We start from the raw sequence: 17,005 nt of genomic DNA on the forward strand, positions 1-17,005 counted from the left end.
GCCCACCAGCGGGTGGGCGCCTTTCGCGCGTCAGGACAGCGGTTGTGCCAGCTGGATGAGGTTGCCGACCGTGTCGTCCAGGATGGCGGTCAGCACCGGGCCCTGCTCCGTCGGCTCCTGCGTGAAGGTCACGCCCAGCCCCCTCAGCCGCTCGTACTCGGCGCGCAGGTCGTCGACGCCGAAGACGATGCACGGCAGGCCCGCGTCCCGCAGGCCTTTCGTGTACTGGCGGGCGATCGGGCTGTCGCCGGGCTCCAGCAGCAGCTCCACGTCCTGGCCCGGGGCACCGACGGTGATGAACTGCGCCTCGCCGAGGTCGATGTGCGTACGGGTCTCGAAGCCGAGGACGTCGGTGTAGAAGGCGTGCGCCCTCTCCTCGTCGTCCACGAACACACTGGTCATCGCGATTTTGAGCACGGTCTCAGATTCCCAGCTTCGCCTCGAGTACGCGCGCCACCGCGTCCTTGTCGCCGTCCAGCTCCACCCGCGCCGCCTCCTGGCGGCCGTACAGGAACAGGATCAGCTCGCCCGGATCACCGGTCACCGTCACCACGGGCGTCCCGCGGCGGGCGACCGCCGTCTGGCCGTTCGGACGGCGCACCACCAGGCCCACCGGGCACCGCCGGCCCGCCAGCCGGGCCATCTTCTCCAGCCGCGCCCACAGGGCGTCCGCGAACACCGGGTCCGGCTCGCGCGGCGACCAGTCGGGCTGCGCGCGCCGCACGTCCTCGGCGTGGACGTAGAACTCGACCGTGTTCGCCCCCTCGTCCACCTGCTTGATCGAGAAGGGCGACATCCGCGGCGGGCCCGTACGGATCAGCTGGATCAGCTCCTCGTACGGCTTCGCCGCGAACTCCGCCTGGACCCGGTCCAGCCGGTCGCGCAGCGCCCCGAGGATCACCCCCGCCGCGGCATCGGGGCGGCGCTCCCGGACGACGAGGTGGGCCGCCAGCTCCCGGGCCGTCCAGCCGTCGCACAGGGTCGGGGCATCGGGTCCCGCCGCCTCCAACAGATCGGCGAGCAGGAGCCGTTCACGCTTGGCATGGGTCGACATGACCGCCAGCGTACGGCGGCCCCGCCCGGTCCGCCCAGTGGACGCGCCCCGGGCCGCGCCGCCGCTCGCGGCACAATGGGCCTCATGAGCAGCAACCTCGACCCGGCCATCGCCGCCCGCCTCAAGCGCAGCCCCGACGGGCTGGTCCCGGCCATCGCCCAGCAGTACGACACCGGTGAGGTGCTGATGCTCGGCTGGATGGACGACGAGGCCCTGCACCGCACCCTCACCACCGGCCGCTGCACCTACTGGTCCCGCAGCCGCCAGGAGTACTGGGTCAAGGGCGACACCTCCGGCCACGTCCAGCACGTCAAGTCCGTCGCCCTCGACTGCGACGCCGACACCGTCCTGGTCAAGGTCGACCAGGTGGGCGCCGCCTGCCACACAGGCGCCCGGACCTGCTTCGACGCCGACGTCCTGCCGCTCGGCAAGTAGGGTCGGACGGCATGGACCTCGACACCTTCCGCAAGCTGGCGGCCGACCGCCGAGTGATCCCCGTGAGCCGCCGCCTCCTCGCGGACGGCGACACCCCGGTGGGCCTCTACCGCAAGCTCGCCGCGGAGCGCCCCGGCACCTTCCTCCTGGAGTCCGCCGAGAACGGCCGCGCCTGGTCGCGCTACTCCTTCGTCGGCGTCCGCAGCGCCGCCACCCTGACCGTCGAGGACGGCAGCGCCCGCTGGCTGGGCACACCGCCCGTCGGCGTGCCCGTGGACGGCGACCCCCTGGAGGCGTTGCGGGCCACCGTCGCCGCCCTCCACACGCCCCGTGACCTCGCCTCCGGGATGCCGCCCTTCACCGGCGGCATGGTCGGCTACCTCGGCTACGACATCGTGCGCCGCCTGGAGCGCATCGGCGACCACGGCCGGGACGACCTGCGGCTGCCCGAGCTGACCATGCTGCTCACCTCCGACCTCGCGGTCCTGGACCACTGGGACGGCTCGGTACTGCTGATCGCCAACGCGATCAACCACAACGACCTCGACACCGGCGTCGACGAGGCGTACGCGGACGCCGTCGCGCGCCTCGACGCCATGCAGGCCGACCTCACCAAGCCCGTCGAGTCCGCCCCCGCCGTACTGCCGCCGTCCGAGCTGCCCGACTACGCCGCCCTGTGGGGCGGGGAGGCGTACCAGGACGCCGTCGACGACATCAAGGAGCGCATCCGGGCGGGCGAGGCCTTCCAGGTGGTGCCGTCGCAGCGGTTCGAGACGCCCTGCACGGCCAGTGCCCTGGACGTCTACCGGGTCCTGCGGGCCACCAACCCGTCCCCGTACATGTACCTGTTCCGCTTCGACGGTTTCGACGTGGTGGGGTCCAGTCCGGAAGCACTGGTCAAGGTTGAGGACGGCCGCGCGATGGTGCACCCCATCGCCGGTACGCGCCCCCGAGGGGCCACCCCGCAGGAGGACCAGGCCCTCGCCGACGAACTCATCGCCGACCCCAAGGAGCGCGCCGAGCACCTCATGCTCGTCGACCTGGGCCGCAACGACCTGGGCCGGGTCTGCGAACCGGGCTCCGTCGAGGTCGTCGACTTCATGTCGATCGAGCGCTACTCGCACGTCATGCACATCGTCTCGACCGTGACCGGCCGGGTCGCCGAGGGCCGCACCGCCTTCGACGTGCTGACCGCGTGCTTCCCCGCCGGAACGCTCTCCGGCGCCCCCAAGCCGCGCGCCATGCAGATCATCGAGGAGCTGGAGCCCAGCAGGCGCGGTCTGTACGGCGGCGCCGTCGGCTACCTGGACTTCGCCGGCGACTCCGACACCGCCATCGCGATCCGTACGGCGCTGCTGCGCGACGGCACCGCGTACGTGCAGGCGGGCGCCGGCGTCGTCGCCGACTCCGACCCGGTCGCCGAGGACACCGAGTGCCGCAACAAGGCGGCCGCGGTGCTCCGCGCCGTCCACACGGCCAACCGGATGAACCGCGTATGAGGGCATGAGGGATAGTGGGTGCGTGAGTGCCGCATCCGTACCCCAGCCCCGTGCCACCCGTGCGGGTGAGGCCGCGGCCGCCACGAGCGGCCGCCGCAGCCTCGCCGCCGCCCTGTTCCTCGGCGCCGTCGGCGCCGCCGTCGTGCTGCTCGCCTCCGGCCAGACCTGGACCCGGGGCACCGTCCGCTCCGACGGCGGGTCCATCGGTCTCGACGCCCCCGGAGGCGACGTCACCGGCGTTCCCACCGCGCTCGCCGTCGTCGGCCTGGCCGCCCTCGTCGCCGTTCTCGCGGCACGCGGGCCCGGCCGGCGCGTCGTCGCCGCGCTGCTCACCCTGAGCGGCGCCGGCGCGGCCGCGGCGGCGTTCCTCGGCGCCACCGACAGCGCGGCACTCGACGAGAAGGCCGCCCTGACCACGGGCGACACGGCCGCCCGCGTCGAGGCGCTCACCCAGACCGCCTGGCCGTACGTCACGGCCGGCGCCGCCCTCCTGATCCTCGCCGCCGGGCTGCTCGCCCTGCGGTACGGCGGCGCCTGGCCGGCGATGTCGGGCCGGTACGAGCGCGACGGCGGCCCACGCGCGCGTGCGGGCCGCCGCGCGGGCGCCGACCCCGACCGCCCCGAGGACCTGTGGAAGGCCCTCGACCGCGGCGAGGACCCCACCGCCCGCGGCTGAGCCGCACGGCCACGGGCCGACCGTACGGCGCCGTGCCGACGCGCGAGGCGCACCCCCGGATCACTCCGCACGCGCGCGTGCGGAACAATGGCGACGAGCGTCCGCACTCGGCAGGGCCTCACCCACAGAGCAACAGCATCGAGGAGCAACTCATGGCGGGCAGCGCCCACGGACACACCCCGGCCGCCTGGACCGGTGTCACCATCTCCTTCATCGGTTTCTGCATCGCCGGTGTCTTCATGGTGGCGGCCAACCCGCTCGGATTCTGGGCCGGTATGGGCGTCGTCCTCCTCGGCGGTGTCGTCGGCCTCATCATGCGAGCGGCCGGCCTCGGCATGCCGAAGGAGACCGAGGCGCAGATCGAGGCCCGCGCCCGCGCGGCCCAGGCGCAGATCAGCTCCTGACCCCGGCGGTCACCCGACACGAGGCGCGGTCCGGCACAGCCGGGCTGCGCCTTTGCGTGTCACCGGACGCCTTTCCGCGTCACCGGCGACAATCACCAGGTGGACGCCATGTCAACTCCCGCAGCCGGCACGCCGAACCCCGCGTACCCGCCGTTCCCGCCCGGGCCGCCGCCCGGGCCCCCGGCCCCGCTGTCCCGGCGGCTCCTGGCGCCCCTGGGCACCCTCGCCGGTGTCGCCGCCGCCTTCACGTACGTCGGCGCCGTCGACCCCAACGAGCCCGGCCACTACCCCGTCTGCCCCCTGCTGCGCTACACGGGCCTGTACTGCCCCGGCTGCGGCGGCCTGCGCAGCGCCCACGCCTTCGTCCACGGCGACCTCGTCGCCGCCCTCGGCGCCAACGCCATGGCCGTCGCCGGCTACGCGGCCTTCGCGGTCCTCATGGTGTTCTGGCTGGTCCGCGCCGTGCGCGGGCTGCCGGCACGGGTGGACCCCGCCCCCGTCTGGTGGTGGCTGCTGGGGGGCCTCGCGGCGGTCTTCACCGTGGTGCGCAACCTCCCGTTCGGCTCCGCGCTCGCTCCCTGAGAGAGCCGGGAAACACCAGGTCACAGCAGTGGCACCGCCCGGATGCGGACTCTTGCCCCACCTCCGGATACCATCGAGGTGACTGGCTTGATCAAACATCACCCTCCCGGAAGGGGGCCTCTCGCGTGAGTGTGCTCGACGAGATCATCGAAGGCGTGCGCGCCGACCTCGCAGAGCGACAGGCGCGGGTGTCCCTCGACGAACTGAAGGAGCGGGCCGCCAAGGCGCCGCAGGCCAAGGACGGCGCCGCCGCCCTGCGCGGCGAAGGCGTGCAGGTGATCTGCGAGGTCAAGCGCTCCAGCCCCTCCAAGGGCGCGCTCGCCGCGATCGCCGACCCCGCCGGGCTCGCCGCCGACTACGAGGCGGGCGGCGCGGCCGTCATCTCCGTCCTGACCGAGCAGCGGCGCTTCGGCGGCTCCCTCGCCGACCTGGAGGCCGTCCGCGCCCGCGTGGACATCCCCGTCCTGCGCAAGGACTTCATCGTCACCGCGTACCAGCTGTGGGAGGCCCGCGCCTACGGCGCCGACCTCGCCCTGCTGATCGTCGCCGCCCTGGACCAGCCCGCCCTCGTCTCGCTGATCGAGCGCGCCGAGTCCATCGGGCTCACCCCGCTCGTCGAGGTCCACGACGAGGAGGAGGTCGCGCGCGCCGTCGACGCCGGCGCCCGCGTCATCGGCGTCAACGCCCGCAACCTGAAGACCCTCAAGGTGGACCGCTCCACCTTCGAGCGGGTCGCTCCCGAGATCCCCGCCGGCATCGTGAAGGTCGCCGAGTCCGGCATCCGCGGCCCGCACGACCTCATCGCGTACGCCAACGCGGGCGCCGACGCCGTCCTCGTCGGCGAGTCCCTGGTCACCGGCCGTGACCCCAAGGCAGCCGTCGCCGACCTCGTCGCCGCCGGGGCCCACCCGGCCCTGCGGCACGGACGGGACTGACCACTCCATGACCGCCGCCGTCACCCGCCCCGCCGACCGGCCCCACCAGGGCCTGGCCACGCGCGCGTACGTGACGGTCACGCTGGCCGAAGCGCCCCCCGAGGCGTACGCCCGCCTGGCCCGCGGCTGCCGCCCCCGCGGCTGCCGCGCCCCGGCGCGCCGCGTCCACGGGCGCCGCGTCCGCTACGTCATCGGCGACGAGCCGGGCCAGGTCAACGGCATGCGATGGCCCGCGCGCACCGCGCGCCACCCCCGTCGAGCCCGCTCCGCCCGGCCCTAGCGACATCCCGGGCCGCGAGCCGACGTTTCCCTGCTCCGGTGGCGCCGACGCGTACCGTCATCACCGTCAGCCGAGACATCCGGGGGCACCCCAGGTGCCCCTGTAGGAGCATTCGTATGCCCAGCGAGTTCTTCGTTCCCGACCCCCAGGGTCATGTGCCGAACGCCGACGGCTACTTCGGCGCCTACGGCGGCAAGTTCATCCCCGAGGCGCTGGTCGCCGCGGTCGACGAGGTCGCCGTCGAGTACGACAAGGCCAAGGCGGACCCGGCGTTCGCGGCCGAACTGGACGACCTGCTGGTGAACTACACCGGCCGGCCGAGCGCCCTGACCGAGGTGCCCCGGTTCGCCGAACACGCCGGCGGCGCACGGGTCTTCCTCAAGCGCGAGGACCTGAACCACACCGGCTCGCACAAGATCAACAATGTGCTGGGGCAGGCCCTGCTCACCAAGCGCATGGGCAAGACCCGCGTCATCGCCGAGACCGGCGCCGGCCAGCACGGCGTCGCCACCGCCACCGCGTGCGCGCTGTTCGGCCTCGACTGCACCATCTACATGGGCGAGATCGACACCCAGCGGCAGGCCCTCAACGTGGCCCGCATGCGCATGCTGGGCGCCGAGGTCATCGCCGTGAAGTCCGGCAGCCGCACCCTCAAGGACGCCATCAACGAGGCGTTCCGCGACTGGGTCGCCAACGTCGACCACACGCACTACCTGTTCGGCACGGTCGCCGGGCCGCACCCGTTCCCCGCCATGGTCCGCGACTTCCACCGCGTCATCGGCGTGGAGGCCCGCCGCCAGATCCTGGAGCGCGCCGGACGGCTGCCCGACGCCGCCGTCGCCTGTGTCGGCGGCGGTTCCAACGCCATCGGCCTGTTCCACGCCTTCATCCCGGACGCCTCCGTCCGCCTGGTCGGCTGCGAACCGGCCGGCCACGGCGTCGAGACCGGCGAGCACGCCGCGACGCTCACCGCCGGCGAGCCGGGCATCCTGCACGGCTCCCGCTCCTACGTCCTCCAGGACGAGGAGGGCCAGATCACCGAGCCGTACTCGATCTCGGCCGGACTGGACTACCCGGGCATCGGCCCCGAGCACGCCTACCTCAAGGACAGCGGCCGCGGCGAGTACCGCGCCGTCACCGACGACGCCGCCATGCAGGCCCTGCGCCTGCTGTCCCGCACCGAGGGCATCATCCCGGCCATCGAGTCCGCGCACGCCCTGGCCGGCGCCCTGGAGGTGGGCCGCGAACTCGGCAAGGACGGGCTGATCATCGTCAACCTGTCCGGCCGCGGCGACAAGGACATGGACACCGCCGCCCGCTACTTCGGGCTGTACGACGGCAACGAGGGGGAGACGAAGTGAGCGGCGCAGCGTTCAACGGTGGCAAGGTCGAGCTGCTGAGCGACACCCTGGCCCGGGCGAAGGCCGAGGACCGGGCCGCGCTCATCGCCTACCTCCCCGCCGGCTTCCCGACCGTCGACGGCGGCATCGAGGCCGTCAAGGCCGCCTTCGACGGCGGCGCCGACATCGTCGAGGTCGGCCTGCCCCACAGCGACCCGGTCCTGGACGGCCCCGTCATCCAGACCGCCGACGACATCGCCCTGCGCGGCGGCGTGAAGATCGCCGATGTGATGCGCACGGTCCGCGAGGCGTTCGAGGCCACCGGCAAGCCGGTGCTCGTGATGACGTACTGGAACCCCATCGACCGGTACGGCATCGAGCGCTTCACCGCCGAGCTGGCCGAGGCGGGCGGCGCCGGCTGCATCCTGCCCGACCTGCCGGTCCAGGAGTCCGCGGTGTGGCGCGAGCACGCCGACAAGCACGGCCTCGCGACCGTGTTCGTCGTCGCGCCCAGCAGCAAGGACGAGCGCCTCGCCACCATCACCCGGGCCGGCTCCGGATTCGTCTACGCCGCCTCCCTGATGGGCGTCACCGGCACCCGCGAGTCGGTCGGCGAGCAGGCCGCCGACCTGGTCCGGCGCACGCGCGCCACCACGGAACTCCCGGTCTGCGTCGGGCTCGGCGTGTCCAACGCCGAGCAGGCCGCCGAGGTGGCCTCCTTCGCGGACGGCGTCATCGTCGGCTCCGCCTTCGTCAAGCGGCTGCTGGACGCCGCCGACGAGGCGGCCGGACTGGCCGCCGTACGGGAACTGGCGGGCGAACTCGCCCGCGGCGTGCGACGCCTTTCCTAGGGTTTTCGCAGGGTTTCGTCGCTCGAACGAGTGGTTGTCGACCGGGGAGGCACGCGCGTGCCTCCCCGGTTCGTTTGCCGGTCGTGAGCGAGAAGAACAGCCCAGGGAAGCGGACCGCCCGGGAGCGGCTCCAGATGGAGCGCGAGCGGGAGCGGGCCAAGGAGAAACGCCGTCGCACGCTGATCGTGGCGGCAGCCGTCGTCGGCGTGCTCGGACTGGCCGCCGTGGTCGGCGTCATCGCCGCGAACACCGGCGACGACAGCGACAGCTCCGGCAAGGGTCCCGTGGCCGCGCCCAGCGGAGCGACCGGCGAGGACCGGCTGGTCATCCCCGTCGGCGCCGCCGACGCGCCCTCCACGCTCACGGTGTGGGAGGACTTCCGCTGCCCGGCCTGCGCGATGTTCGAGAACAACTTCCGCGACACCATCCACCAGCTGGAGGCGGCCGGCCAGATCCAAACCGAGTACCGGCTCGCCACCATCATCGACGGCAACATGGGCGGCAGCGGCTCCCTCAACGCGGCGAACGCCGCCGCGTGCGCCCAGGACGCGGGCAGGTTCACCGCGTACCACGACGTGCTGTACATGAACCAGCCGCAGGAGGCGGACGACGCCTTCGCCAAGGACGAAACGCTCTTCGCGCTGGCGGCCAAGGTCCCCGGCCTGGACACCCCGGCCTTCCGCAGCTGCGTCAAGGACGGCACGCACGACAGCTGGGTGGAGAAGTCCAACGAGGCGTTCCGCGCCGGGAACTTCCGGGGCACGCCGTCCGTGCTGCTCAATGGAGAATCGATCTTCCCGGCGAAGGGCAACGAGCAGATCTCGCCGGCGAACCTGAAGAAGTGGGTCATGGAGGCCAACAAGGGCAAGAAGCCCGGCAAGGCTTCCCCCTCGGCCCCGGCCGGGACCACCACCGGGTCCCCCGCGAGCGCCCGGCAGCAATCCGGCCGGCAGGGCTCCGAGCGGGAGGGCTCCGGCCCGGGCGCCGAGGCGGGGCCCGGCCCGGACACCGGCTCCGGCCCGGGCAGCGCCTCCGACGGGGAGCGCGAGCTGTCCCGCTGACCGCGCCCGCGCGGAGCGTTATGCAGTCTTTGCCGGGCGGGTTGCCCCGTCGTCCGTCCGGCAAGGTAGCGTCGGTCCTGCCATGGACCTTGCCTACATTCCCAGCCCGTCGACCGGCGTGATCCACCTCGGACCGATCCCGCTGCGCGGCTATGCCTTCTGCATCATCATCGGTGTCTTCGTCGCCGTCTGGTACGGCAACAAGCGCTGGATCGCCCGGGGCGGCAAAGCCGGCACCGTGGCGGACATCGCCGTGTGGGCGGTGCCCTTCGGTCTCGTCGGAGGCCGGCTCTACCACGTGATCACCGACTACCAGCTGTACTTCAGCGAGGGTGAGAACTGGGTCGACGCCTTCAAGATCTGGGAGGGCGGCCTCGGTATCTGGGGCGCCATCGCCCTGGGCGCGGTGGGCGCCTGGATCGGCTGCCGGCGCCGGGGCATCCCGCTCCCGGCGTACGCCGACGCGATCGCCCCCGGCATCGCCCTCGCCCAGGCCATCGGCCGCTGGGGCAACTGGTTCAACCAGGAGCTGTACGGCAAGCCGACCGACCTGCCGTGGGCGCTGAAGATCAGCGAGGGCGTGAACCGCGAGGCCGGGACCTACCACCCGACCTTCCTGTACGAGTCGCTGTGGTGCGTGGGCGTCGCGCTGCTGGTGGTCTGGGCGGACCGCCGGTTCAAGCTCGGCCACGGGCGGGCGTTCGCCCTGTACGTCGCCGCGTACTGCGCGGGCCGCGGCTGGATCGAGTACATGCGCGTCGACGAGGCGCACCACATCCTCGGACTGCGCCTGAACGTGTGGACCGCGATCGTGGTCTTCCTGCTGGCGGTCGCCTACATCGTGATCTCGGCGCGGATGCGGCCGGGCCGCGAGGACGTCGTGGAGCCGGCGGCCGCGGCGGAGGCGGCGAAGCGCGAAGCGGTGGAGGACGCCGCGGTGGAGCCGGGCGGCGAGGCAGGCTCGGACGAGGCTGTCGCCGACGGCGGGCCTGCGGACGCGGCGCCGGGCAAGGCGGCCGGCGTGGAGTCCGGCGCCGAGGGCGCGAAGGCCGACCAGAAGTCGTAGCGGTAGGGCCGAGCGGCCGTCGGGACCAGGTGTCCCGGCGGCCGCTTCTGTTTGTGTCCTGTTGCGCCCGTCAGGCGCGGTGGGCGAGGGCCAGGGTGCGCCGGGCCGCGGCCACGACCGCCGCGTCGACGAACCGGCCGTCGGGCAGGGCCAGGGCGCCCGGGTGCGCGGCGGCCGCGCCGATCACCTCCTCCGCCGCGGCCACCTCCTCCGGGCTGGGCAGATAGGCCCGCTCGATGACCGGAAGCTGCCGCGGGTGGACCGCCGCCCGGCCCAGGAACCCGAGGGCACGGCCGTGCGCGCAGGACGCGGCCAGCCCCTCCAGGTCGTGGATGTCGGGATGCACGGACTGGACCGGCGGCGGCAGCCCTGCGGCACGTGCCGCCACCACGACCCGGCTGCGCGGCCAGTCCAGCCCCCGGTCGTCGCGGATACCCAGCTCGGCGCGGAGGTCCGCCTCGCCGAGCCCGATGCCGGCGACGGCCGGATGGGCGGTCGCGAGGGCGTGGGCGCGCTCGACGGCCAGCGCGGACTCCAGCAGCAGGTACAGCGGTGTCCCCAGGGCGAGCCGGGCGATCCGCCGAATGTCAGTGCCGTGTGTCACCTTGGGAACACGGAGCGCGACCAGGCCGGGCAGGGCGGCCAGGGCGGCGATGGCCGCTGTGTCGTGCGGTGAGGGGAGGCGGACATGGACGGGTACGGGCTGGGGCGAGGACAGCAGGTCGGCCGTGGCGTCGAGGGCGTAGCCGCGGCGGTCGGGGGCGACGGCGTCCTCCAGGTCGATCACGACGACGTCGGCGCCGGACTTCAGGGCCTTCTGGACGACGGCGGGCCGGTCGCCCGGGGCGTACAGCCAGGTCAGGGGCGCGGCCGTGGTCATACGGCGCCCTCGGCGCGCAGGGCGTCGATCTCGTCGGGGGACAGGCCCAGTTCGCGGAGGACGGCGTCGGTGTCGGCGCCGTGCGGCCGGCCGGCCCACCGGATCGCCCCGGGAGTCTCGGAGAGGCGGAAGAGGACGTTCTGCATACGCAGCGGGCCGAGTTCGGGGTCGGGGACCTCGGTGACCGTGTCCAGCGCCCGGTACTGGGGGTCCTCCATGACGTCGCGGACGTCGTGGACAGGTGCGATCGCCGCCTCGGCCTTCTCGAAGGCGGTGACGGCCTCGTCGGCGGTGTGCCGGGCGATCCAGCCGCCGACCGCTTCGTCCAGGACGTCGGCGTGGTCGGCGCGGGTGGTGCCCTCGGCGAACCACGGTTCGTCGATCAGCTCCGGCCGGCCCACCAGCCGCATCACCCGCTCCGCGACGGACTGGGCGGAGGTGGAGACGGCCAGCCAGCGCCCGTCGGCGGAGCGGTAGATGTTGCGCGGGGCGTTGTTGCGGGAGCGGTTCCCGGTGCGGGGCTGGACGTAGCCCAGCTGGTCGTACCAGAGGGGCTGGGGGCCCAGCGCCATGAGGATGGGCTCGATGATCGCCATGTCGACGACCTGGCCGCGCCCGGTCGTGCCGCGGGCGGCGAGGGCGGTCATCACGGCGTAGGAGGTGGCGAGTGCGGCGACCGAGTCGGCGAGGCCGAAGGGAGGGAGCGTGGGCGGGCCGTCCGGCTCGCCGGTGACGGCGGCGAAGCCGCTCATCGCCTCGGCGATGGTGCCGAAGCCGGGGCGGTGGGCGTACGGGCCGAACTGGCCGAAGCCGGTGATCCGGGCCATGACCAGGCGCGGGTTGGCGGTCGACAGCTCGGGCCAGCCCAGGCCCCACTTCTCCAGGGTGCCGGGGCGGAAGTTCTCGATCAGGACATCGGTGGTGGCGGCGAGACGGAGCAGGGTGTCCCGTCCGCCGGGCGTGGACAGGTCGAGGGTCAGGGTGCGCTTGTTGCGGCCGAGCTGTTTCCACCAGAGGCCGACGCCGTCCTTGGCGGGGCCGTGGCCGCGGGACGGGTCGGGTCTGCGGGGGTGCTCGACCTTGACGACGTCGGCCCCGAAGTCGCCGAGCATCATCGCGGCGAGCGGCCCGGCGAAGAGAGTGGCGAGGTCCAGGACGCGCAGCCCCTCGAGGGGCGGGGCGGCGACGGGGAAAGCGGCAGGGACCGACGAAGGAGGAGGGACAGGAGCCGCGGAGGCCGAGGGAGTCGGGGAGACCGGGGGAGTCGGGGAAGCCGGGGAAGCGGGGGAAGCCGGGGAAGCGGGGGTGGTCGGGGAAGGGGGAGGAGTCATAGGGCGTCGATCTCCGGGCGGTACGGCATCGAGGACGAGGCGCCGGGGCGCTGCACCGACAGGGCGGCGGCCGAGGAGGCCCACGCCAGGGCGTCCGCCACCGGGCGGCCCTCGCCGAGGGCGACCGCGAGGGCGCCGGTGAAGGTGTCGCCCGCGGCGGTGGTGTCGACCGCCCGGACGCGGCGGGTCGGGACGGTGACGGGCTGGGCGCCCCGGCGGCGTAGAGGCAGCCGGCCGACCCGAGCGTGATGACGACCTCGGGGACCGAGCGCAGCAGTTCGGCGGCGGCCGCGTGCGGGTCGGCGACGCCGGTGAGTTCGACGGCCTCGTGCTCGTTGGGGATCAGCAGGTCGGTGGAGGCGAGGAGTTCGGGTGGGAGGCACTGTGCGGGGGCCGGGGTGAGGATCGTGCGGACGCCGTGCCGGTGGGCCGCCTCGGCACCGGCGATGACGGCGGAGAGGGGGAGTTCGAGCTGGAGGAGCAGTGAGTCGGCGGTGGCGATGAGGGCCTCGTCCTCGGGGGTGAGGGAGGTGACGGCGGCGTTGGCGCCGGGGACGACGACGATCGCGTTGCCGCCCTCGTCGTCGACGACGATGTGGGCGGTGCCGGAGCGGCCGTCGGTGGTGCGCAGGAGGGCGGTGTCGATGCCGGCGTCCGCGAGGGCGGCGCGCAGGCGGGCGCCGAAGTCGTCGGAGCCGACGGCGCCGATCATCGACACCTTGCCGCCGGCGCGGGCCGCGGCGACGGCCTGGTTGGCGCCCTTGCCGCCGGGGACCGTACGGAACTCCCGGCCCGTGACGGTCTCGCCGCGCCGGGGCGCCCGGTGCACATAGGCGACGAGGTCCATGTTGGTGCTGCCCAGCACCGCGATTCGGGTCATGAGCGCAGAGCCTCCAGGTGGGTGAGGGTGGCGAGGGTGTCGAAGCCGATGCCGTCGAAGACGTGGACGGAGGTGGAGAGGCGGTTCTTGAGGGGGGAGGTCCAGCGTTCCGGGATGCGGTCGGGGCGGCCGGCGAGCAGACCGGCCAGGGAGCCGGCGGTGGCGCCGTTGGAGTCGGTGTCCCAGCCGCCGGAGACGGCACGGCAGATGGAGAGCGTGAAGTCGCCGTCGGCGTGGGTGAGGGCGGCGGACAGGAGGGCGGCGTTCGGGAGGACGTGTACCCAGTGGTGGTCCTCGTAGGCGGCGTGGAGCCGGTCGGCCACGCTGTCGAACTCGGCGTCGGCGTGGGCGCGGGCGGTGGCGATGCCGAAGCGGACGGCGCGGGCGAACCGGGAGTCCGGCGGGACGACGCCGAGGCCGGCGGCGAGCGAGGCGTGGACGTCGGCGGTGCCGGAGGCGGCGGTGGCAAGGGCGGCCGCGGCGAACATCGCCCCGTACACACCGTTGGCGGTGTGGCTGAGGACCGCGTCGCGGTGGGCCTGTTCGGCGGCCGTTGCCGGGTCGCCGGGGTGCGTCCAGCCGTGGACGTCGGCGCGGATCTGCGCGCCGATCCACTCGCGGAACGGGTTGCGGTGGGTGGCGGTCAGGGGTGGTTCGAGACCGGAGAGGAGGTTGCGGTAGGCGACGCGTTCGGCGGTGAAGACGTGGCCGGCGGGGAGTTCGTCGAGCCAGACGCGGGCGACGTCGGCGGTGCGGAAGTTCCGTCCGTACCGCTGGAGGAGGAGCAGGTTGAGCAGGGGGTAGTCGAGGTCGTCGTCCTCGGGCATGCCGTCGATGTTCTCGGCGAGCGAGGTGGCGGCGGAGCGGCGGTTCCACGGGTGGGCGGTGGCCAGTGAGGAGGGGACGCCCTCGGCGGTGAACCAGCTGTTCAGCGGCCAGTTGCCGGTGGCGCGGGCGAGGGCCCGGATGGCGGAGAGGGGGAGTTTCTCGACGGGTTTGCCGAGGAGGCATCCGGCGGCGCGGCCCAGCCAGGCGGCGTGCAGCCGGCCGGCGAGACCGGGGGCCGTGGGGCGGACGGTGGTGGGCCAGTCGGGGCAGGCCCGCTTGATGGCGTCCAGGTCGGTCGGCTCGGCGGCCGCCAGTGGGCTCGGCAGCACGGCCAGTTCGTCCAGGAGGCGTTCGGCGAGGGCCCGCAGGTGCGGGGGTGCGGGCATCGGCGAGGCGCCGGCGACGGCGGGGGCGGTGGTGCCGCCCGCGGCGCGCCAGCGGGCGTCGATCGCGGTGGCGTTGCGGCCGTCCTGCGCGGCCTGGCGCAACTCGTGGCCCAGCAGGTCCTCCGGCTGCACCCACGTGAGGCGCAGGTTCACGCCGTCACCCCGTCGGGGCTCGCCAGGGCGGTGAACGCCGCCTCGTGGGACCGGCGGCGCGCGGTGTCGCGGGCGAAGACCTCCCGCGCCACCTCGGCGAGCAGGGTCGCGGGGGCGTGCAGGTCGAGGCGGCTGGCCTCCGCGATCTGCTTCGCCCACCGCGCGGGGACCGCGGCCTCGCCGTGCAGGGCGCCGGCGAGCGCGCCCGCCATGGTGGCGATGGAGTCGCAGTCGCGGCCGTAGTTGACGGCGCCGAGGACCGTGCGGCGGTAGTCGCCCTCGCCGACCAGCAGCATGCCGAGGGCGATGGGCAGTTCCTCGATCGCGTGCAGCCGCGAGGGGCGGCGGGCACCGAGGGAGGGCACCCGGTAGTCGGGGCCGACCGTGTCGTACGGGGCGACGGCGGCGCGCAGCGGGCGCAGCGCCGGCTCGAAGTCCGTGTGCCGGGACGCCACCTCGCGGACCGCCTCGATCGCCGCGCGGGTGCCGTCCTTGGCGAGGCCGAGCGCCGCGTCGACCACCGCGGCCGGGGTGGCGCCGGGGGCGCATGCCGCCGCGACCGCCGCGGCGAACACCCCGGCCGCTTCCCGGCCGTAGGAGGACTGGTGGGCGCCGGCGACGTCCAGTGCCTCGGCGTAGGCGGCGGGCGGGTTCGCGGCGTTGACCAGCCCGACGGGCGCCATGTACATCGCGGCGCCGCAGTTGACGATGTTGCCGGTGCCCGCCTCGCGCGGGTCGACGTGCCCGTAGTGGAGGCGGGCCACGAGCCACTTCTCGGCGAGGAAGATCCGCTGGAGGGGCAGTGCCTCCGCCTCCAGTTCGGGGATCCAGCGGGGGGTGGAGATCAGGTCGGGCACGAGGTGGTCGGCCACGGCGTACGCGTCGAGGTGGTCGCGGACCTTGGCGTACACCCTGACCAGGGCGTGCGTCATCAGGGTGTCGTCGGTGACGTGCCCGTCGCCCTTGTGGTACGGGGCGATGGGGCGGGCGGTGCGCCAGGCGTCGCCGTTCCAGGGGCCGACGACGCCGGTGACGCGGCCGCCGTGGCGCTCCGCGATCTGGTCGGGGGAGTAGCCCTCGACGGGGCCGCCGAGCGCGTCGCCGACGGCCGCGCCGACGAGGCTGCCGGTGATCCGGTCATCCAGGCTGAGGGGTGTATGGGGCGTCATGTCGGAATTCTCCACCCGGGGTGGTGAGTTCCGTGTGCGCCAGGCGCCCGGCGAGTTCGACCAGGTCGGTGCCGGCGAGCCGGGGGAGCGCACAGCCCGGCAGGGTGCGGCAGGCCTCGCGCCAGGTGGCGGGCACCCCGTCGGCGCCGCCGAGCACACCGGTGAGCGCCCCGGCCAGGGCGGGCGCCGAGTCGGCGACCCGGGACAGGCACGCGGCGGCCGGTACGGCCTCCGCCGGCCGGCCGTGCGCGGCGGTGGCGAGCGCGAGGGCGACGGGCACGGTCTCGGCGGCGGCGATGCCGTAGCTGTAGACGTGGTCGACGATCTGGTGCTCCAGCAGGGGGATCAGCTCGAACGGGCTGTGCCCGCCGGTGCGGGCCAGGCGCACGGCGTGCCGCCCGTTGCGGCCGATCTCCGTGGCGGGCGGCAGCTGGTCCAGTGCCGCGTCCACGGCCTCGGCGACCGGGGCGCCCCCGAGGGCCGCGGCGACGGCGGCCGCCATGGCGCGGGCGCCGTGCACGCCGTCGCCGTCCTGGGTGTATCGGGCGTCGAACTCGGCCAGTTCGGCGGCGGCCCGCGGGTCGCCCGGGTGGGCCACCGCGAGGACGGCGGCCCGTACGCAGGCGGCGTCGTCGAAGTAGTGCGGGTTGTCGTGTCCCGTCGCGGGCGGGCGCAGGCCGGTGGCCAGGTTGCCGAGCCCGGCCCGTACGGAGATCCGCGCCCGCAGCGGCAGCACGGCGGACTCCACCTCGGGGGCCCGGTCGGCCGCGCGGGCCACCTCGGCGGCCAGGGCGTTCCAGGCGAGGTCGACGGCCGCGCACAGCCTGCGGCCGGCGGGCAGCCCGCGCAGCAGCGGATCATCGGCGGCGAGCAGCGCCTCGGCGGTGAACGCCGCCCACTCGGCGTCGTCCGAGGGGCCGAGGCGCAGCGGCTCGGGCGGCTGGTTGAGGGCGATGGGCACGGGCAGGGTGGTCGTCGCGTTCTGCTCGGCGAACGTGTCCAGCTCGCGGGTCAGCCGCCGCGTCCAGTCGGGCATCCGGGCGGCCCGGTGCCGTGCGGCCGGCCACCCGGCGGCGTCCCCGGCGGCCAGCCCGAGCAACAGCCCCTCGACCTTGCGGGGGTCCCGTACCGGGGCGGGCTCGCGGCGGACGGGTTCCGCCTCCGCGTGCGCGGTGCCGACGGGCTCGTCCAGGAG

18 protein-coding genes and 1 pseudogene are annotated in these 17,005 nt (G+C 74.3%); 11 read left to right on the top strand and 8 right to left on the bottom strand.

Annotated elements, in window-relative coordinates:
• Positions 1-30 precede the first annotated feature (30 nt).
• On the bottom strand, positions 31-417 hold the full coding sequence (locus ABEB09_RS25050; RefSeq protein WP_345692163.1) for a VOC family protein: 387 nt from the start codon (positions 415-417) through the stop codon (positions 31-33).
• 4 nt (positions 418-421) lie between these two features.
• Entirely contained in the window at positions 422-1,054 is a 633-nt protein-coding gene (locus tag ABEB09_RS25055; RefSeq protein WP_345692164.1) for a TIGR03085 family metal-binding protein, read from the bottom strand.
• An 84-nt stretch (positions 1,055-1,138) separates the two neighbouring features.
• Here ABEB09_RS25055 and hisI point away from each other — a divergent pair, with 84 nt between their 5' ends.
• The 11 genes from hisI to lgt all read left to right on the top strand — a co-directional run bounded on the left by hisI (position 1,139) and on the right by lgt (position 10,183).
• Positions 1,139-1,489 (top strand): phosphoribosyl-AMP cyclohydrolase, encoded by a 351-nt coding sequence (gene hisI / locus ABEB09_RS25060; protein ID WP_345692165.1) that lies wholly within the window; start codon positions 1,139-1,141, stop codon positions 1,487-1,489.
• Positions 1,490-1,500: 11 nt separating this feature from the next.
• Entirely contained in the window at positions 1,501-2,988 is a 1,488-nt protein-coding gene (locus ABEB09_RS25065; RefSeq protein WP_345692166.1) for an anthranilate synthase component I, read from the top strand.
• Between the two features lie 4 nt (positions 2,989-2,992).
• Positions 2,993-3,664, top strand: coding sequence for a TIGR02234 family membrane protein (locus ABEB09_RS25070; RefSeq protein ID WP_345692167.1), 672 nt, complete (start codon positions 2,993-2,995; stop codon positions 3,662-3,664).
• A gap of 152 nt (positions 3,665-3,816) precedes the next feature.
• Complete coding sequence (locus ABEB09_RS25075; RefSeq protein ID WP_345692168.1) at positions 3,817-4,068, top strand: HGxxPAAW family protein; 252 nt, start codon at positions 3,817-3,819, stop codon at positions 4,066-4,068.
• A 108-nt stretch (positions 4,069-4,176) separates the two neighbouring features.
• Positions 4,177-4,650, top strand: coding sequence for a DUF2752 domain-containing protein (locus tag ABEB09_RS25080; RefSeq protein ID WP_345692169.1), 474 nt, complete (start codon positions 4,177-4,179; stop codon positions 4,648-4,650).
• A gap of 125 nt (positions 4,651-4,775) precedes the next feature.
• Complete coding sequence (gene trpC / locus ABEB09_RS25085; RefSeq protein ID WP_345692170.1) at positions 4,776-5,585, top strand: indole-3-glycerol phosphate synthase TrpC; 810 nt, start codon at positions 4,776-4,778, stop codon at positions 5,583-5,585.
• Between the two features lie 7 nt (positions 5,586-5,592).
• The gene (gene trpM, locus ABEB09_RS25090; protein WP_380840128.1) at positions 5,593-5,865 is read left to right on the top strand and encodes a tryptophan biosynthesis modulator TrpM; all 273 of its coding nucleotides are present in this window, start codon (positions 5,593-5,595) and stop codon (positions 5,863-5,865) included.
• Positions 5,866-5,981: 116 nt separating this feature from the next.
• Complete coding sequence (gene trpB, locus ABEB09_RS25095; protein ID WP_345692171.1) at positions 5,982-7,226, top strand: tryptophan synthase subunit beta; 1,245 nt, start codon at positions 5,982-5,984, stop codon at positions 7,224-7,226.
• A complete protein-coding gene (gene trpA / locus ABEB09_RS25100) occupies positions 7,223-8,056 on the top strand; it encodes a tryptophan synthase subunit alpha (RefSeq protein WP_345692172.1) in 834 nt (277 codons plus the stop codon). Before trpB ends, trpA begins: the two co-directional genes overlap by 4 nt.
• Before the next feature lie 83 nt (positions 8,057-8,139).
• A complete protein-coding gene (locus ABEB09_RS25105) occupies positions 8,140-9,117 on the top strand; it encodes a DsbA family protein (RefSeq protein ID WP_380840125.1) in 978 nt (325 codons plus the stop codon).
• Positions 9,118-9,199: 82 nt separating this feature from the next.
• Complete coding sequence (gene lgt, locus ABEB09_RS25110; RefSeq protein WP_345692173.1) at positions 9,200-10,183, top strand: prolipoprotein diacylglyceryl transferase; 984 nt, start codon at positions 9,200-9,202, stop codon at positions 10,181-10,183.
• A gap of 70 nt (positions 10,184-10,253) precedes the next feature.
• Here the strand turns inward: lgt and ABEB09_RS25115 are convergent, their stop codons facing one another.
• From ABEB09_RS25115 to ABEB09_RS25140, 6 genes and pseudogenes are all read right to left on the bottom strand, one after another.
• On the bottom strand, positions 10,254-11,063 hold the full coding sequence (locus tag ABEB09_RS25115) for an HpcH/HpaI aldolase/citrate lyase family protein (protein WP_345692174.1): 810 nt from the start codon (positions 11,061-11,063) through the stop codon (positions 10,254-10,256).
• Positions 11,060-12,394, bottom strand: coding sequence for a CaiB/BaiF CoA transferase family protein (locus ABEB09_RS25120; RefSeq protein WP_345692175.1), 1,335 nt, complete (start codon positions 12,392-12,394; stop codon positions 11,060-11,062). Before ABEB09_RS25120 ends, ABEB09_RS25115 begins: the two co-directional genes overlap by 4 nt.
• A pseudogene (gene rbsK, locus ABEB09_RS25125) lies at positions 12,391-13,274 on the bottom strand (ribokinase). Before rbsK ends, ABEB09_RS25120 begins: the two are co-directional and overlap by 4 nt.
• A complete protein-coding gene (locus ABEB09_RS25130) occupies positions 13,271-14,641 on the bottom strand; it encodes an ADP-ribosylglycohydrolase family protein (RefSeq protein WP_345692176.1) in 1,371 nt (456 codons plus the stop codon). The pseudogene rbsK and the gene ABEB09_RS25130 overlap by 4 nt, the downstream one beginning before the upstream one ends.
• Positions 14,638-15,810 carry an ADP-ribosylglycohydrolase family protein gene (locus ABEB09_RS25135; RefSeq protein WP_345692177.1) on the bottom strand — a complete coding sequence of 391 codons (1,173 nt, stop codon included), beginning with the start codon at positions 15,808-15,810 and terminating at the stop codon, positions 14,638-14,640. The genes ABEB09_RS25130 and ABEB09_RS25135 overlap by 4 nt, the downstream gene beginning before the upstream one ends.
• On the bottom strand, positions 15,779-17,002 hold the full coding sequence (locus ABEB09_RS25140) for an ADP-ribosylglycohydrolase family protein (protein ID WP_380840193.1): 1,224 nt from the start codon (positions 17,000-17,002) through the stop codon (positions 15,779-15,781). Before ABEB09_RS25140 ends, ABEB09_RS25135 begins: the two co-directional genes overlap by 32 nt.
• Between the last annotated feature and the right edge of the window lie 3 nt (positions 17,003-17,005).

This window comes from Streptomyces coeruleoprunus, assembly GCF_039542925.1.
Taxonomy (GTDB): domain Bacteria; phylum Actinomycetota; class Actinomycetes; order Streptomycetales; family Streptomycetaceae; genus Streptomyces; species Streptomyces coeruleoprunus.

Coding starts and splice junctions, on each gene's coding strand:
- ABEB09_RS25055 (WP_345692164.1), bottom strand. CDS start 1,054: ATGTCGACCCATGCCAAGCGTGAACGGCTCCTGCTCGCCGATCTGTTG.
- hisI (WP_345692165.1), top strand. CDS start 1,139: ATGAGCAGCAACCTCGACCCGGCCATCGCCGCCCGCCTCAAGCGCAGC.
- ABEB09_RS25065 (WP_345692166.1), top strand. CDS start 1,501: ATGGACCTCGACACCTTCCGCAAGCTGGCGGCCGACCGCCGAGTGATC.
- ABEB09_RS25070 (WP_345692167.1), top strand. CDS start 2,993: ATGAGGGATAGTGGGTGCGTGAGTGCCGCATCCGTACCCCAGCCCCGT.
- ABEB09_RS25075 (WP_345692168.1), top strand. CDS start 3,817: ATGGCGGGCAGCGCCCACGGACACACCCCGGCCGCCTGGACCGGTGTC.
- ABEB09_RS25080 (WP_345692169.1), top strand. CDS start 4,177: ATGTCAACTCCCGCAGCCGGCACGCCGAACCCCGCGTACCCGCCGTTC.
- trpM (WP_380840128.1), top strand. CDS start 5,593: ATGACCGCCGCCGTCACCCGCCCCGCCGACCGGCCCCACCAGGGCCTG.
- trpB (WP_345692171.1), top strand. CDS start 5,982: ATGCCCAGCGAGTTCTTCGTTCCCGACCCCCAGGGTCATGTGCCGAAC.
- lgt (WP_345692173.1), top strand. CDS start 9,200: ATGGACCTTGCCTACATTCCCAGCCCGTCGACCGGCGTGATCCACCTC.
- ABEB09_RS25115 (WP_345692174.1), bottom strand. CDS start 11,063: ATGACCACGGCCGCGCCCCTGACCTGGCTGTACGCCCCGGGCGACCGG.
- ABEB09_RS25120 (WP_345692175.1), bottom strand. CDS start 12,394: ATGACTCCTCCCCCTTCCCCGACCACCCCCGCTTCCCCGGCTTCCCCC.
- ABEB09_RS25135 (WP_345692177.1), bottom strand. CDS start 15,810: ATGACGCCCCATACACCCCTCAGCCTGGATGACCGGATCACCGGCAGC.